A 15,625-nucleotide genomic window follows, 5' to 3' on the forward strand; every position below is an offset into this window, starting at 1 on the left:
TGGGGCTCCGGGCATCTCATGCGGCATCACTGGCGGCGGCGTTGGCTCGTTTCGCGGCTGCCTCGCCGGCAATCTTTCCGCCAACGAAACATTCGGCGATGTTGCCGCCCGACATGTAGAGATGGCCGAAGACCGAGCCGAGTTCGCCGGCGACGAACAGTCCGGGGATAGGCGATCCGAAGGCATCGAGGACGCGCTGGCCCTCGTCATGGACGAGCCCGCCCTGCGTATTGGAGACGATCGGCCAGATCGGGGCGGCGGAGAAGGGCGGCTCCAGGATCGGCATCATGCTGCCTGGAGGACGGCCATGCTGCTTGTCCTGCATCATCAGGCAGCTTGCGTTCCACTGCGCGACCGTGTGGCGCAGAGTTGCCGGGTCGATCTCGAACCGCGCGGCGATGGCTTCGATCGTATCGCCCTCGAACAGGATGGCCTCATCGAACTGCCGCAGCGTCTGATCGCGATAGCGTTCCGCGACCTCGCGGTCGTGCCAGGTCGGGGCAGACAGAGGGTAGAGCGCTCGTCCTTTGGCGTCGAGCAGCATCAACGCGGGCACGCGCGGCAGGCGCTGCCTGGCGGGATCGTAGAACTCGAACGGCCGATGCCCGGTGTCCTGCATATAGGGCTCGTATTCGTTCATGAAGCGGCGGCCGTCCTGATCGACCAGGATCCAGCTCATGCTGACATCCTCGCGCAGGCCCTCGGCCGGATTCCAGTCCGGCAGGCGCTTGACCCTGACTCCGAACGGATAGTCCGGCGCTGGATGCCGGAAGCCGTAGGAGCCGTGATAGTGCCACATGTGCCAGAGTCCGGCACCGGCCATCTGACCCATGCGGATGCCGTCTCCGGTATTGAAGCGCACGGCAGCGGACAGCACCGGTTTTAGCGGCCAGAATTGTGCCTGTATCGCCGCATCGCCCTCGAAGCCGCCGCAGGCGAGCACGACGCTTCCGGCAAGGATGCGCCGGCCGTCCACGACGACGCCCTGAACCTGTCCGTCCTCGACAATCAAGCGCTCGGCGGTAGCGCCGAGCCGGACCGTGATGCCCGGCCTCAGCGCGACATTGCGCCTGACGACCTCGAACAGTCTCGCGCCCGCCGGTGAGCCGCGAACGGCAGGATAGGTGCTGGCGGGGTCGAAATCCGGCAGTTCGTCGACATAGGCGAAGCCGAAGCTCTCATAGCCGGGAAGGGGATAATTAGCCGGCGATGATTTCAGGCCGAGCTTCGCGCCGACGGCTTCACAAAGCGGCGTGACAGCCTCGGCCAATCCGACCATGCCCTGCGCCAGGGTTCGCAGGACCGGTTCGGGCGTCGTGCCGGCATTCGTCTCCACGAGATACGCCAGCGCCTTGCCCGCATCGTTGCTGATGCGCAAACCGCCGGCCGAGCAGACCGAGATGCCGCCGGGGTCGGGGTTCTTGTCGATCAGCAGCACGCGCGCCCCGGCGTCATGGGCATGGATCGCCGCGATGCCGCCAGCGAAGCCGTAGCCGATAACGACGGCGTCGAAATGTTTGGATGCCGCGCTCATGGTCGGCCTTTCAATGCCGTCAGCCCGTCGACCAGTTCGTCGATCATGGCGGCGAGCGTGGCGCGGCCCTTCTCGACCGTGGCGAGCGTCGGATCGCCGCGCACGCCAGTCGCGCTGTAATCGGGCCCCGACGCTGGATCGTCGCGGAAGATCGCCGGGCGGTAGAACACCGTCGCCGGCTCCTCGCGCATGTTGCCGTAATCGGCCCTCGCCTTGGTCATGTCGACCGAAGCCGGCTCGATGGCGAGGACCAGCGAGGTCTCGTGCTCGTCGCCATGGCCGCCGAGCGCCTGCTGCTGCAGCCCGCGCTGGCCTTTGCCGAGCGCGCGGATGTCGGCGACCGCGATGCGCAGGCCGTGACGCGCCAGCATGGTGCGGGCGACGATCTGCACCGGGCCTTCGGTGGAGACGCCGGTGTTGACGATGGCGATCTCGCGCACGCCCTGCCGTATCAGCCCTTCGAGGATATCTTCCAGCAGCGCGATGAAGGTCTCCGGCCGCAGATGCTGGCTGCCGGGATAGTTGGCGAAGGCGGGGTAGTAGCCGAAGTCGATCACGGGCGCGACGAGCACCGGCAGGCGCTCGGCGATGCCCCCGCAGAGCGCGCGGGCGAGCAGATAATCGGTCTTCATCGGCAGATGATGGCCGTGCTCCTTGGCGCGCGCACCGATCGGCACGATCACGGTTGCGCCTGCCGCGATGCGCTGCCCCACATCAGGCCAGGTCAGATCCTCGATCCAGGCCCCGGCCGGGTTCACAGCCAGCGCTCCAGGAAGCGGTGGACGTCTTCCGCCCAAAGCTGCGCGCCACGGCTCTCGAAGAGATGGCCCTCATTGGGATTGATGCCGAAGGCGGGATAGACCTTGCTCTCGACCGGGAGCGTGCTGTCCTTGAGCGAGGCGGCGAGCTCCGGCGTCGGGCGGATGCTGTAGTCGTTCTCCGCCTGAATCAGGAAAAGCGGCATCGTCACCTTCGCAGCCGCCGCCATCATCCCGGCGCGCAGGGCCGGGGCGCGGTCCCAGTTCATTGCCGCGCCGGCAAAATCGATGGCGCAGGTGAAGCGCGGCTCCTTGGCGGCGGCAAACAGCGTCGTCGTGCCGCCAAAAGACGAGCCCATCACGCCGATATGGGCGGCGTCGATCTCGGGCAGGGCGCTGACGCAGGCGAGCGCCGCGACGATGTCGTCGGCTTCGGCATCGAGGCGCGCCTGGATCTGGTTTGCGTATTCGGTTGTGCCGAATTCGGCTGAGACTTCGCTGCGCCAGGCGGGTCCCGGCGAATTGCCGTAGCCGCGCCGGTGCGGCAGGAAGGAGGCGATGCCCCATGACATCAGGAGCGCGCCGTTGCCCGGTCGGCTGACGTCGAGCGAGCCCTGCTCGATGCCGCTGCCATGGTTGCAGATCATGCAGGGGAACGGTCCCTTGCCCGGCGGCAGGAAGAGATAGCCTTTCAGCTCGCGGCCTGCGCTCGTGAAGGCGATTTCACGCGGAACGATCGGCAGATCGCGCAGATCGACGGGCTTCATGCCGCTGGCGAGGTCGAGCGCTTCCTCCGCAAAGACATAGCGGTCGAAGCGGTCGATCGAGGCTTTCATCTCTGCGCGCACCGCCTCGAAATCGGGGCTGGCGGCGCGTGCGGCGAGATCGGCCTCCTGTTCGGCTGCGTCATGGAAGCTGCATTCCCAGACCACATCGGGCGAGTCCGGTTGGCTGCCGGCGCTTCGCGTGAAGATGCGGCCCGACGACAGGCCAAGCGCGCGGCGGACCGCGCTGGCCTTGCGGCGAATGGCGAGAACCTGCTGGCTCAGGCCGGGCTTGGCGAAATACTGGGTGCGTTCGATGATCATCGTCGTCTCAGCTCGGGAAATGGCAGCGGACATCATGGCCTTCGCGGCGGCTGGCCAATGGCGGATCGGCTTGCGCGCAGAGATCCTGCGCCTTCGGGCAGCGGGTATGGAAATGGCAGCCGGAGGGGCGGTTCAGCGGGCTCGGGATTTCGCCGGTCAGCGGCGCGGGCGGCACCAGATCGGGAATAGGCTCGGGCACGGCGGCGATCAGCGCCTGTGTATAGGGGTGGGCGGTGCGCTCGAAGATATCGGCTTCCGGGCCGATCTCGACGATGCGGCCGAGATACATCACCGCGACGCGGTCGCTGACATGCCTGACCGCGCCGAGATTATGCGAGATGAACATCAGGCTGAGGCCAAGCTGTGCGCGGAGATCGGCGAGCAGGTTCAGCACCTGCGCCTGCACGGAGACATCCAGCGCCGAGGTCGCTTCGTCGCAGACCACGATGCGCGAGGAGGCAGCGAGCGCGCGCGCGATGGCGATGCGCTGGCGCTGGCCGCCGCTGAACGCATGGGGATAGCGCTCGGCGGCCTCCGGCGGCAGGCCGACCAGCCCCAGCATCTCCAGCACGCGGGCCTCGCGGGCAGGGCGCTCCAGCCCGATCGTGCGCAGAGGTTCGGCGATGACATCGCCGATGCGCATGCGCGGATTGAGCGAGGACATCGGATCCTGGAACACCGCCTGGATGGCGCGGCGCAGCGGCCGCATCTCGCGCTCGGCGAGATGGGTGATGTCGCGGCCCTCGAGCGAGATCGTCCCGCTCGTGGCCGGGAGCAGTTTCAGCACCATGCGCGCGAGCGTGCTCTTGCCGCAGCCGCTCTCGCCGACGATGCCGAGCGTTTCGCCGGGCGCGATCGCGAAACTGACATCGTCGACGGCGGTGAGTTTTGCGCCGTTGGGCATGGCAAAGCTGCGGCCGAGCCCGCTGACCTGAAGCACCGGCGCGCTCACGAGGTGGCCTCGGCCATCGCGGCATCCACATCGCCGCTGGCGGGTTGCGCCAGCCAACAACGCGCCGCCCGGTCCTTGCCGAGTGTGACGACTGGCGGGGCCATCTCGCGGCATTTCGCCATGGCGTCGGGGCAGCGCGGGTGGAAGCGGCAGCCTGATGGCATCGCGCCGGGCGAGGGCATCAGGCCGGGAATGACCGGCAGGCGCGCGCTGCGGCGGCTGGCGGTCGGCATCGCGGCCAGCAGAAGGCGGGTGTAGGGATGGGCCGGCGCGGCGAAAAGCTCGCGCAGCGGGCCGATCTCGGCGACCTCGCCGGCATACATCACGACCACACGGTCGGCCATGCGCGCGATCACGCCCATGTCGTGGGTGATCAGCAGGATTGCCGTGCCGTGCTCGTGGCGGAGCTCCTTCATCAGTGCGAGGATCTGCGCCTGGATGGTGACGTCGAGCGCCGTCGTCGGCTCGTCGGCGATGAGTAGAGACGGGCGGCAGGCCATCGCCATCGCGATCATGACGCGCTGGCGCATGCCGCCGGACATGGCGTGCGGGTAATCGTCGAAGCGCAGATCGGGGTTGGGGATGCCGACGCGGGCAAACCAGGCGACGACCTCGGCGCGGGCGGCGCTGCCGCTCAGGCCAAGATGCGCCTCCAGCACCTCGGCTACCTGCCGCCCGACCGTGATCAGCGGGTTGAGGCTCGACATCGGCTCCTGGAAGATCATGCCGATGCGCCGGCCGCGCACGGAGCGCATCGCCTCGGGGCGCAGCCGCGTCAGCTCGCCCGTGCCGGCGAGATGGATGGCGCCCTGCGTGATCGCGCCTTGCGCGCCGAGCAAACGCATGACCGCCAGCGCGGTGACGGATTTGCCGGAGCCGCTTTCGCCGACGACGCCGAGGATTTCGCCGGGCGCGATATCGAAGGAGACATCGCGCAAAACCTCGCGGCGGCCGGATTCGCCGTCGAAGCCGACCGAGAGGTTTTCGAGGCTGAGCAGCGCGTCGGTCATCGCATCAGCGCCCATGTAGCCGCGGATCGAGGATGTCGCGCAGGCCGTCTCCGAGCAGGTTGAAGCCGATGATGGTGGTGCCGAGAGCGACCGAGCCGAAGAGCGCGAGATAGGGGTCGGTGCGCAGCACGGGCAGGCCGTCGCGGATCATGCCGCCCCAGCTCGCGGCAGGCTCCTGAATACCCAGCCCCAGAAAGCTCAATGTCGCCTCGGCCATGATGATGAAGCCGACGCCGACCGAGGCGCGCACCAGAATGGGCGCGACGATGTTGGGCAGCAGATGCCGCCAGAAGATCGACAGGGTCGGCGTACCCGCAACGATGGCCGCGTCGATGAAGAGTTCCTCGCGCAGCACCAGCACGAGCGAGCGCGTCAGCCGCGCGATGCCCGGCCACCAGACCAGCGCCAGCGTGACGATGACGGTGCTCAGGCCCGGCCCGAGCACGGCCGCGATCAGGATCGCGATCACGACTTCGGGGAAGGCGAGCGTCGCGTCGACGACGCGCATCAGCGCGGCGTCGGTGCGCCCGCCGATGAAGCCCGAGACCATGCCGAGCAGGCTGCCGATCGCGAGCGTGATCGCCAGCACCGCGCCGGCGACGAAGAGCGAGGTGCGCGCGCCTGCGATGAGCCGGCTCAGGATATCGCGGCCGAGCTTGTCGGTGCCGAGTCGGTTCTCGACCGTCGGCGGACTCCAGGCGTTGAGCAGATCGGTTTCGGCGATCGGATGAGGCGTGATCCAGGGCGCCAGCAGCGCGATGACGACGACGATCGCGACGATGACGCCGCCGACGACGGCGTTGCGCTGGCGCAGGAAGCGACGGACGAAGCGGCGAGCGCCATCGGCGGCGGGCTGGACCGTCTGGAGTGTGACGGGGGCTGCGAGATCGCTCATGACGCCAGCATCCTCGTGCGCAGGCGCGGGTCGATCAGGGCGTAGGCGACATCGACGGCGAGGTTGATCAGGATAAAGAACAGCGTGAACAGCACGACGATCGCCATCGCCACGGGGTAGTCGCGGGCGAAGATCGAATCGATCGCGATGCGGCCGAGGCCCGGAATGTTGAAGATCGTCTCGATAACGAAGGTGTTGCTGAGCAGACCGCCGAAGATGATGCCGGCGGAGGTCAGGAGCGGCACCATGATGTTGCGCAGGGCGTGGCGGCCGATCACGAGCCGGTCTTTCAGCCCCTTGGCGCGGGCGGTGCGGATATAGTCCTGCTGCAGCACCTCCAGCATGAAGGTTCGCGCCAGCCGCGCGATATAGGCGGCGCTGGGGATGGCGAGGATGACGATCGGCAGCACCGCCTGATCGAGCCTGCCCCAGCCGGCGACAGGCAGCACCGCGAGCTTGATCGAGAAGATGTAGACGAGGAAGGTCGCGATCGCGAAATTCGGGATCGAGAGGCCCGCGACCAGCACGAGGATGATCGCGGTGTCGGCGTAGGTGTTGCGGCGCACCGCCGCGACGACGCCGGCCAGCGTGCCGAGCGGCAGCGCCAAGGTGAGCGCAGCCACCGCCAGCAACGGGCTGATCGCCAGCCCGTCCTTCAGGATATCGCCGACGGGAACGCGGACATATTTGAAGGACAGCCCGAAATCGCCGTGCAGCGCGCCGGTCACATAGGTCACGAACTGCCGCCAGAGCGGCTGGTCGAGCCCGTAATCGGCCCTGAGCCGGGCGGCCAGTTCCTCGTTCGAGGAGTGGTCGCTCAGCATCACCAGCACGGGGTCGCCCGGCAGCGCGCGCGTCGCCAGGAAGGTGACGACGAGCACGAGCGCGATGACGGGAAGCGTCCCGGCGATCCGGCGCAGGATGAAGCGCAGCATCGACCGATCGCCTATTTGATGACCACGTCCTTGAACGGCGCGAAGCCGAAGGGCGTGACCTCCGCGCCGGTGACGTTGGGCTTGCTCAGGCCGATGGTGGCGGTCAGCGGCAAGGGCGCCGTGCCCCAGTCATCCATCAGGATCTTCTCGGCCTTGTGGTAGAGCGCAAAGCGCGCCTTGTCGTCGATCGTGCCTTGCGCCTCGTCGATGACCTTGTCGTAGTCGGCGTTCTTCCAGCGCGGCCGGTTATAGGGGCTGGAGCCGTGCCACATCTGGGCGAGGTAATAGAGCGCGTCGGGATAGCCCGCCGTCCAGCCCCAGGGGAAGAAGGCGACTTCGCCGGCATTCATCGACTTGATGAAGGTGGCGCGCTCGACCACGGCGACGTTGACCTGCATGCCCAGCACGCGATTGAGCTGGTTGGCGTAGTAGGTGATTTCGTCCTTGAACGGCGCGGTGCAGGAGATGTCGATCGGCGGCATGCCCTTACCGTCGGGGAAGCCGGCCTCGGCGAGGAGTTTCTTGGCGCGCTCGGGGTCGAATTTCAGCGCCGGCAGCAGGTTCGGGTCGTAGCCGGCGACGCCTGGCGTCGAGACGCCGTTCAGCGGAAAGGCGGCGCCGTCATACAGGCCGCGGATCATCGCGTCGCGGTTCAGCGCCAGCGAGACGGCTTCGCGGACGCGCTTGTCCTTGAACGGCGCGTAGAGGTTCTGGTTCATGCCGAGATAGCGCGACTGGGCGCGCGGCACCTTCTGCATCTCGGTCTTGTAGCGCTCGTCGCGCAGGACGCGGCGAAAGATCGCCTCCTGAACGTCGAGGAAGTCGAGTTCGCCGGCATCGTATTGCGAGAGAGCGGTATCGGGGTTGGGCGCGACCATGAAGCGCACGCCGTCGATCTTGGGCGCGCCGCCCCAGTATTTCGGGTTGGCCTCGATCTCGACCTCGACGCCGCGCTTCCACTGCTTGAACTTGAAGGCGCCGGTGCCCGCCGATGCCTTCTGCATCCAGTCCTGGCCAAGCTCGGCGACAATGCCTGAATCCATGAACTGGAACGGGTAGATCGGGAACAGCACGTCGAGCTTGGTGAAGCGCACTTCGAGCGTGTTGTCGTCGACGATGGTGACGCCGGCGAGTTCCTTTGCGGTACCGGCCTTCATCTCCGGCGCGCCGACGATGTTGTTGAGGTAGCCCGCGGTCAGTCCGGCCTTGGAGCCCGGCGTCAGCAGCGCCTCGAAGGTGTATTTGACATCCTTGGCCGTAAAGGGCCGGCCGCTGTGAAAGACGACGCCCTTGCGCAGGTTGAAGCGGAAGCCCTTGCCGTCGGCCAGCCCCTCCCAGGAGGTCGCCAGCGCCGGGATGATCTTGCCGTCGGCGGTCTTGTCGGTGAAGCCCTCATAGATGTTGTCCATGATGCGGCCGGCGGTAATCTCGGAATAGGTGATCGGATCGATCATCGCCGGGTCGCCGGGAACGTTGACGCGCAGGCTCTTGGCCAGCGCTGGGCCCGATGCAAGGCCAAGCGCGGCGGCGACGGCGAAGGCAAGGCCCGCAGCGTGAAGGCTTCCTGGATAGCGGTAGCTCATGGCCATCTCCCCTGTCTGATGCTGGCGACCCATTCGCCAGCAGATATCATGCCGCCTCGCGCGCGATCCGCGCGACGGCGTCGGTGAAAGTCTCGATCTCGTCTTCGGCATTGTAGTAGTGCAGCGACGCCCGCACGATCCGGTCGAGCCCGCGCGGGATCATGTCGAGCCGCGTCGCCTGGGCGACCGCGACGGTGACGTTGATGCCCTGCGCGCGCAGCTGCGCCTTGATCATGTCGGCGGCGACGCCGGGGACCGAGAAGGTGACGATGCCGCAACGTTCCGAGCCGAGATCGTGGATGCGGGCGCGGCAGCGCGTCCGCAGCCGCTCGCGCAGGGTCTCGGCCAGCGTTCGGACGCGTTCGGCAACCGACGGCATCGACCAGCCCAAGGCATAATCGACGGCGACGCCGAGCCCGATCTTGGCGGCGAAGCTGCATTCGGGCGTCTCGAAGCGGCGCGCATCGCCGCGCACCTGGTAGCCGTCATCGCTCGACCAGTCGGCGGCATGGTCGTCGAGGAAGGGCGGGTCGAGCTTGTCGATCAGGCCGCGGCGGACATAGAGGAAGCCGATGCCGCGCGGGCCGCGCAGGAATTTGCGGCCGGTGCCCGAGAGCATGTCGCAGCCGATCGCCTCGACATCGACCGGCATCTGGCCGACCGACTGGCAGGCGTCGAGCAGATAGGGCACACCGGCCCGGCGCGCGACCCTGCCGATTTCGGCTGCCGGATTGACCAGCCCACCGCTGGTCGGGACGTGAGTGATCGCGATCAGCTTCGTCCTGTCGGTGATCATCGCCTCGAGCGCGGCCGGGTCGATTTCGCCCTCCGGCGTGCTCGGCGCGACGTCGATGGTCGCGCCATCGCGTTTGGCGCGATGCAGGAAGGCGATGAAATTGCTGCAGTATTCGCTCTTGCCAGTGAGGATGCGGTCGCCGGGTTTCAGCGGCACGGCGTAGAACGCCATGTCCCAGGCTCGTGTCGCGTTCTCGACCACGGCGATCTCGTCGGGGCTCGCATTGAGCAAGGTGGCGAGCGCCTGATAGGGCCGCTCGATCGCCGCGCGGCGGCAGTCATGCGCCTCGTAGCCGCCGATCGTCGCCTCGAGCTGGAGATGGGCGAGCATCGCGTCGAGCACGGGCTGCGGCGGTAGCGAGCAGCCGGCATTGTTGAAGTGCACGACATGCGAAACGCCGGGCGTTTCGGAGCGGGCGCGGGCGAGATCGAAACTCATCGGCACGGCTCCCGGCACGCGTCCATCACCGCCATGCAGGGCGAAGGCAGCAGGATTTCCTGAATTGGATATTGGATCCAATGTTTGTGGCCGTCAATCGAACAGAAGCGTCGCGCCATGTCTCAGCGCCATGCCCGCCAGAACACGATGCGCCGGTGCGCCCGCGTGATCAGGAAGCCGATCGTGCCGCCAATCAGCCCCAGCGAGGCGATTGCGGCAAACATCACGGCGGCGTTGAGGTCGTTGGCGAAGGTCTTGATGATGTAGCCGAGGCCGGCGCTGGAGGCGACGAACTCCGAGACGACGCAGCCGACGAAGGCCAGAACCAGCGCGATCTGCAGGCTCGCCATGATGTGATCGACCGCACCGGGCAGCTTGACGTCGAGGAACATGCGCCAGCGCGTCGCCGACGCCGCGCGATAAAGGTCGATCAACTTTGGGTCGGCGGCGTTGAAGCCTGCGACCGTGTTGACGAAGACGGGGAAGAAGCACAGCAGCGCCACGGTGGCGATCTTGGATGCGAGGCCGACGCCGAGATAGACCACGATCAGCGGCGCGATCGCGACCGTCGGCATCGACTGGATCGCGATCACCAGCGGATAGAAGGCAAGCGAGGCGACGCGGATTTCGGCGACGATCGCGCCCGCCACGATGCCGGCCAGCGCGCCGATCAGGCAGCCGATCAGCGCGCCCTGAACCGTGAACCAGGCATGGGGCCAGAGCGCGCCGCCAATCCAGCCGCGTTCAAGCGCGGCTCCGACGGCCGCGGGCGGGGGCAGGATATAGGCCGGGATCGCAAACAGGCCGATCGCGCTTTGCCAGAGCAGCGTCAGGACGATGAAGGTCGTCAGCGTCGCGAGCGCGAGCTTGAGCGGTTCAGCCATTGCGCAGCGCTCCAGCCCTGCCGCCCTGTTCCCAGAACAGGATTTTGCCACGCAGCAGCCGGATCAGCGCGTTGCCGGCGACGCCGATCAGCCCCAGCGTCACCACTGCGGCGAACGTCAGCGGCAGGTCGAAGGTGTTGGACGAGTCCTGGATCAGGAAGCCCATGCCGCGCGTCGCGCCGACGAACTCCATCACGACGCAGCCGATCAGCGCGAAGGCGACGGCGACTTCCAGGCCGGCGAAGATCTGGCTGGCCGCGCTAGGCAGCTTGACCTGCAGGAAGACATGGCCGCGCGAGGCGCCCGCAGCCCGCATCAGGTCGATCAGGTTGGGGTCGGCGGAGCGGAAGCCGGCGAGCGCGTTGGCGAACACCGGGAAGAAGCAGATCAGCGAGACGAGGATGATCTTTCCCTGCAGATCGAAGCCGGCCCAGAGGAAGACCAGCGGCGCGATCGAGACCTTGGGGATCGACTGGATTGCGATCAGATGCAGCAGCACGAAGCGCTCGAAGGTTTTGAATTCGGCGACGAGGGCGGCCAGCGAGAAGGCGGCGAGGCTGCCGATGGCGTAGCCGGTGACCGTCGCCTGAAGGGTCGGCGAGAGATGGCGCAGCAAGAGGCCCTCACTGGTGTTCGCCAGCAGGGCGGCCGCGACCTTGCCCGGCGCTGGCAGAAGGTAGGAGGGCACCAGCGCAAAGGCGACGACGAGATGCCAGGCGAGCAGCAGGATCGCCAGACCCGCCGCCGGGTAGAGCAGGGCAGGGGCGCGCTGCGCGAGCCAGCGGGTCATGGCTTTGCCTCGCCGCTCAATCTCTCCGCAGCCCTCATCCTGAGGAGCCGCAAAGCGGCGTCTCGAAGGATGCTCCAGCCAGCTCTGGATCCTCCCGGAGCATCCTTCGAGACGCGCCTGCGGCGCTCCTCGGGATGAGGGCTGTGGATCGGGGGTGTCGTGGGCGACAGCAGCGTCACGGCGTCGTCGCCCCAGGCAAATTCCTGAACAGGTTGCGCAGATGCGTCGTGATCTCGTTGAAGCGCGGCTGCGCCATGGTCTCGAGGTTGCGCGGACGCGGCAGGTCGATCTCGATCGTCTCGATGACGCGGCCCGGGCGCGGGCCCATCACCACGATCCTGTCGGAGAGATAGACCGCTTCGGGAATCGAATGGGTGATGAACAGAACGGATTTGGACGCCGACATCCAGATGCGCTGGAGTTCGTCCATCATCGTCTCGCGCGTCATCGCGTCGAGCGCCGCGAAAGGCTCGTCCATCAGCAGCAGTTCGGGATCGTGGACGAGGCCGCGCGCAATGCCGACGCGCTGCTGCATGCCGCCGGAAAGCTCGTGCGGATAATGCTTTTGGAAGTCGCTCAAGCCGACGAGATCGAGCAGTGCAGTCGCCTTGTCGCGATAGGCCGCGACATCGCCGCCGCGCGCCCGGATCGGCACCAGCACATTGTTCAGGACATTGCGCCAGGGCAGCAGGGTCGGCTGCTGGAAGACGATGCCGACATCGGGGCGCGGACCTGTGACCTCGACGCCGGCCAGGGTAATGCGGCCCTGCGTCGGGGCCAGCAAGCCGGTGACAAGCTTGAGCAAGGTCGACTTGCCACAGCCCGACGGCCCGAGAACCGAGACGAATTCGCGCCTGGCGAGGCTGAAGCTCAAGCCATCGAGCGCGGTCAGCGGACCGCGGCTCGTCTTGTAGACGAGCCTGATGTCGTCGATGGCGAGATGGCCGGGCCCAGCCGCGTCGCCTGCGAGAGGCGTCCCCGCGAGCGGCCCGACCATGGCGCGGCTCATTTCACCGCCTGCGCGGCCTTGGCGACCGCATCGGCGTCGAACCTGTTGAACTCCTCGACGAACTGGTTGGAGAACAGCTTGCTGAGGTCGAGGTCGGCCTTGGCGATCTGGCCCTCGCCATGCATCACGCCGATCAGGCCCTTCCAGGCCTCGTCGGGGTAAAAGCCGTATTTCTTCGACGGGTTCTTCGAGAAATCGTCGATATTCTTGCCGTCGAACATGACCTGCTTCATGTCGGTGGCGAGCTGGGCCGCTTCCTTGTCGGGCGCGGGCTTGGCGGCCGGCGTGACCTCCCAATAGGCGCGCACGCAGGCTTCGGTGTTGGCCTTGCAGGCGATCCACGACTTGACCAGCGCCCGGCCGAAGCCGGCGACCACCTTGGGCTTCTGCGCGATCAGCGCGTCCGAGGTCACCATGCCGTTGGAGAAGATGGTGCGGAACTGCTCGGGCAGCGGCATGCGCGTGATCGCGATGCCGGCGAGCTCCATGCGGCCATGCTCGCCGACGAAGAGGTTGAGCGCGTCGATCTCGCCGGTCTGGAGCCGGCGCCAGGCGGCAGCGCCGGTGCCGACGGGCAGGATCTCGACATCCTTGTTCCAGCCGAGGCCGGCATTGGCCAACATCGACTTGGTCAGCGGGATGTTGCCGAAGGTCAGCGCGCCGACGCCGAGCTTCTTGCCCTTGAGGTCGGCCAGCGTCTTGACCGGGCTGCCGGCCAGCGTGACGACCTCCCAGGTCGAGCTCTGCAGCCAGTTCTGCACGAACTTCAGCGGCAGCGGCTCGCCCTTGGCGAGCGCGATCACGGTCAGATCGGGATTGGCGTAGCCGAACTGGACCTGGTTGCTGGCGACCTGCGGCAGCAGTACGGCCGAGCCGGAGACGGCGATGCGCTCCAGCACCATGCCCTCTTCCTTGAAGAAGCCGAGCTTCTCGCCGAACTGGTAGAAGGCGTACTGCACCGACCAGCCGGCGCCGGGCAGGCCGACCACGACCTTTTCCTGCGCCATGGCGAGGGGAGCGGCCACGCATGCCAGCGCGGCGGCGAGAGCGAGAGTGCGAGACAAGCGAAGCGGCATCGATCGATCCTCCTGAAAACCCGTGGGAGTTGCCTGCCAATGGCCCATGACGAAGCCGCCTGCGTGAGGGACCCGCCGAGCCTTGCGCCGGTAGCGTGACAATCGACCGGTTCCGCTCTGCGGCGGCGCACCGGAGTTAGGCCAGTTCCACCCGATCCCTTCCGTGGATCAGGGCTCGACGATCACCTTGCCGTAGACCTGGCGATCGTCGAGAAGACGCAGGGCTTCGCCGCTCTGTTCGAGCGGGAAACGCTGCGGATGCAGCGCCGGCTGCAAGGAGCCGGCCTTGACCATGGCGAGCAGTGCCGTGATGTCCTCGCGCTTCCAGCCGTTCGAGCCGATGATGTTGAGCTCGAAGGTCCAGATGAAGCGGATGTCTTCCTTGGGGTCGTAGCCGGCGGTCGCGCCGCAGGTCAGCATGCGCCCGTCGCGGCGCAGCACGCGCAGGCTTTTGGTCCAGGTCTCGCCGCCGGTGAAGTTCACCACGACGTCGACGCCGCCCGAGCCTTGCGCCCGCGTGCGGGCCTTGCCGAAGCGGGCCTGGCATTCGGCGACCCAGTCGGTCTCGGCATAATTGATGCCGATATCGGCTCCGAGACCTTTCAGCCGCTCCAGCTTGTCGGCGCTGGAGGCGCAGGCGATCACGGTCGCGCCCGCGCTTTTGGCGAGTTGCACGCAGCAGGTGCCGACGCCGCCCGAGGCGCCCAGGATCAGCACGGTCTCGCCGGCCGCGATCTTTCCGCGCCCGAGCATCATGCGATGGGCGGTGCCGTAGGCCACGGGCAGGGCGGCGGCCTGGGCATAGCTCACGGCGTCGTCGAGCCTGATCAGCATATGGGCGGGCAGGCGGACATATTCGGCCAGGCCGCCGTCGAAGGTCTCACCGAGCAGGCCGCCCTTGACCCGGTCGATCGGGTCGACAAGCACGCGGTCGCCGGGCTTGAAATCCGTCACGCCTTGGCCGACGGAGGCCACGTCGCCGGCGACGTCGATGCCGATGATCAGCGGCAGCGGCACGGTAATGCCGGGCATGCCGTTGCGGGTGAAGACGTCGTGATAGTTCAGCGAGCAGGCGCGCACGCGCAGCACCACGTCGCCCGGCCCGGCCACCGGATCAGGATAATTCGCCGCGAAGGCCATCGCGTCGAGGCCGCCATGTTCCTTGAGGACGAAGGCGCGCATCAGATCTTGCTCCTGCGCCGGTCGAGCGCCTCGGCGAGGTCGACGCCGGCTCCGGCGATATGAGGCTCGCTCAGCGCGATCGCGGTCGCGACATCGCGCGCCCGGCAGGCGACGAGGATGGCGCGATGCTCGTCCTGGCTGTCGCCGGCATTGTCCATCTCGACCAGTTCGAGGCGGAGATAACGGTCGACCGCGTCGTACTGGCTTTCGATCAGGGCGATCAGCCGCTCGCCCGCACCGGCATAGAGCGTCAGATGGAAGCGCCGGTTCAGCGCGACCCAGCGGCTGATCTCGCGCTCGGCATCGAGTTCGTCGAGGATGCGGGCGGCCTCGTCGAAGACCGCCATCTCGACCTTCGGGAGCGACTGCTTCAACGCCAGCGCCTCCAACGTGAAGCGGATCTCGAAGATCTGGCGGACCTCGTCGCTGGAGAGCGTCGCGACGACCGCGCCGCGATGCGGCGAGAACTCGACCCAGCCCTCGGCCTCCAGCAGCCGCAAGGACTCGCGCACCGGGGTGCGGCTGACGCCGAGCGCTTCGGCGATATCGTTTTGCAGAAGCTGGTCGCCCTCGGGGAGTTCGCCGGTGGCGATCGCCTCGCGCAGCACGTCGGCGACGAACAGCGTCGCCGTGCGATGGCGATTGCCGACCTTGCTCGCGAGTGCCTGAAGGGCCTGTTCCGACATGATTGGATA

Annotated in this window: 15 protein-coding genes; all 15 read right to left on the bottom strand. The window is 67.3% G+C overall.

Features of this window, described 5'->3' with window-relative positions; all coding sequences use genetic code 11:
* Positions 1-16 precede the first annotated feature (16 nt).
* Positions 17-1,534 (bottom strand): FAD-dependent oxidoreductase, encoded by a 1,518-nt coding sequence (locus tag AC1DZY_RS07845; RefSeq protein ID WP_476819535.1) that lies wholly within the window; start codon positions 1,532-1,534, stop codon positions 17-19.
* The gene (locus tag AC1DZY_RS07850; protein WP_476819536.1) at positions 1,531-2,292 is read right to left on the bottom strand and encodes a creatininase family protein; all 762 of its coding nucleotides are present in this window, start codon (positions 2,290-2,292) and stop codon (positions 1,531-1,533) included. The genes AC1DZY_RS07845 and AC1DZY_RS07850 overlap by 4 nt, the downstream gene beginning before the upstream one ends.
* The gene (locus AC1DZY_RS07855; RefSeq protein ID WP_476819537.1) at positions 2,289-3,380 is read right to left on the bottom strand and encodes an alpha/beta hydrolase family protein; all 1,092 of its coding nucleotides are present in this window, start codon (positions 3,378-3,380) and stop codon (positions 2,289-2,291) included. The genes AC1DZY_RS07850 and AC1DZY_RS07855 overlap by 4 nt, the downstream gene beginning before the upstream one ends.
* Positions 3,381-3,387: 7 nt before the next feature.
* A complete protein-coding gene (locus AC1DZY_RS07860; RefSeq protein ID WP_476819538.1) occupies positions 3,388-4,332 on the bottom strand; it encodes an ABC transporter ATP-binding protein in 945 nt (314 codons plus the stop codon).
* On the bottom strand, positions 4,329-5,342 hold the full coding sequence (locus AC1DZY_RS07865) for an ABC transporter ATP-binding protein (protein WP_476819539.1): 1,014 nt from the start codon (positions 5,340-5,342) through the stop codon (positions 4,329-4,331). The genes AC1DZY_RS07860 and AC1DZY_RS07865 overlap by 4 nt, the downstream gene beginning before the upstream one ends.
* Positions 5,343-5,346: 4 nt before the next feature.
* Positions 5,347-6,237, bottom strand: a complete 891-nt coding sequence (locus AC1DZY_RS07870) for an ABC transporter permease (protein ID WP_476819540.1) — start codon at positions 6,235-6,237, stop codon at positions 5,347-5,349.
* Positions 6,234-7,172, bottom strand: a complete 939-nt coding sequence (locus AC1DZY_RS07875; RefSeq protein ID WP_476819541.1) for an ABC transporter permease — start codon at positions 7,170-7,172, stop codon at positions 6,234-6,236. The genes AC1DZY_RS07870 and AC1DZY_RS07875 overlap by 4 nt, the downstream gene beginning before the upstream one ends.
* An 11-nt stretch (positions 7,173-7,183) precedes the next feature.
* The gene (locus AC1DZY_RS07880) at positions 7,184-8,755 is read right to left on the bottom strand and encodes an ABC transporter substrate-binding protein (protein WP_476819542.1); all 1,572 of its coding nucleotides are present in this window, start codon (positions 8,753-8,755) and stop codon (positions 7,184-7,186) included.
* Positions 8,756-8,801: 46 nt separating this feature from the next.
* A complete protein-coding gene (locus AC1DZY_RS07885) occupies positions 8,802-9,989 on the bottom strand; it encodes an aminotransferase class V-fold PLP-dependent enzyme (RefSeq protein WP_476819543.1) in 1,188 nt (395 codons plus the stop codon).
* Positions 9,990-10,111: 122 nt separating this feature from the next.
* Entirely contained in the window at positions 10,112-10,873 is a 762-nt protein-coding gene (locus AC1DZY_RS07890) for an ABC transporter permease (RefSeq protein WP_476819544.1), read from the bottom strand.
* Complete coding sequence (locus tag AC1DZY_RS07895; RefSeq protein ID WP_476819545.1) at positions 10,866-11,663, bottom strand: ABC transporter permease; 798 nt, start codon at positions 11,661-11,663, stop codon at positions 10,866-10,868. Before AC1DZY_RS07895 ends, AC1DZY_RS07890 begins: the two co-directional genes overlap by 8 nt.
* Before the next feature lie 175 nt (positions 11,664-11,838).
* The gene (locus AC1DZY_RS07900) at positions 11,839-12,660 is read right to left on the bottom strand and encodes an ABC transporter ATP-binding protein (RefSeq protein ID WP_476819546.1); all 822 of its coding nucleotides are present in this window, start codon (positions 12,658-12,660) and stop codon (positions 11,839-11,841) included.
* 8 nt (positions 12,661-12,668) lie between these two features.
* Entirely contained in the window at positions 12,669-13,748 is a 1,080-nt protein-coding gene (locus AC1DZY_RS07905; RefSeq protein WP_476819547.1) for an ABC transporter substrate-binding protein, read from the bottom strand.
* Positions 13,749-13,916: 168 nt separating this feature from the next.
* Positions 13,917-14,930, bottom strand: a complete 1,014-nt coding sequence (locus AC1DZY_RS07910; protein WP_476819548.1) for an SDR family NAD(P)-dependent oxidoreductase — start codon at positions 14,928-14,930, stop codon at positions 13,917-13,919.
* The gene (locus AC1DZY_RS07915) at positions 14,930-15,616 is read right to left on the bottom strand and encodes a GntR family transcriptional regulator (RefSeq protein WP_476819549.1); all 687 of its coding nucleotides are present in this window, start codon (positions 15,614-15,616) and stop codon (positions 14,930-14,932) included. The genes AC1DZY_RS07910 and AC1DZY_RS07915 overlap by 1 nt, the downstream gene beginning before the upstream one ends.
* Positions 15,617-15,625: the final 9 nt, after the last annotated feature.

The sequence above is a fragment of the Allobosea sp. P2_A10 genome (genome assembly GCF_056405115.1).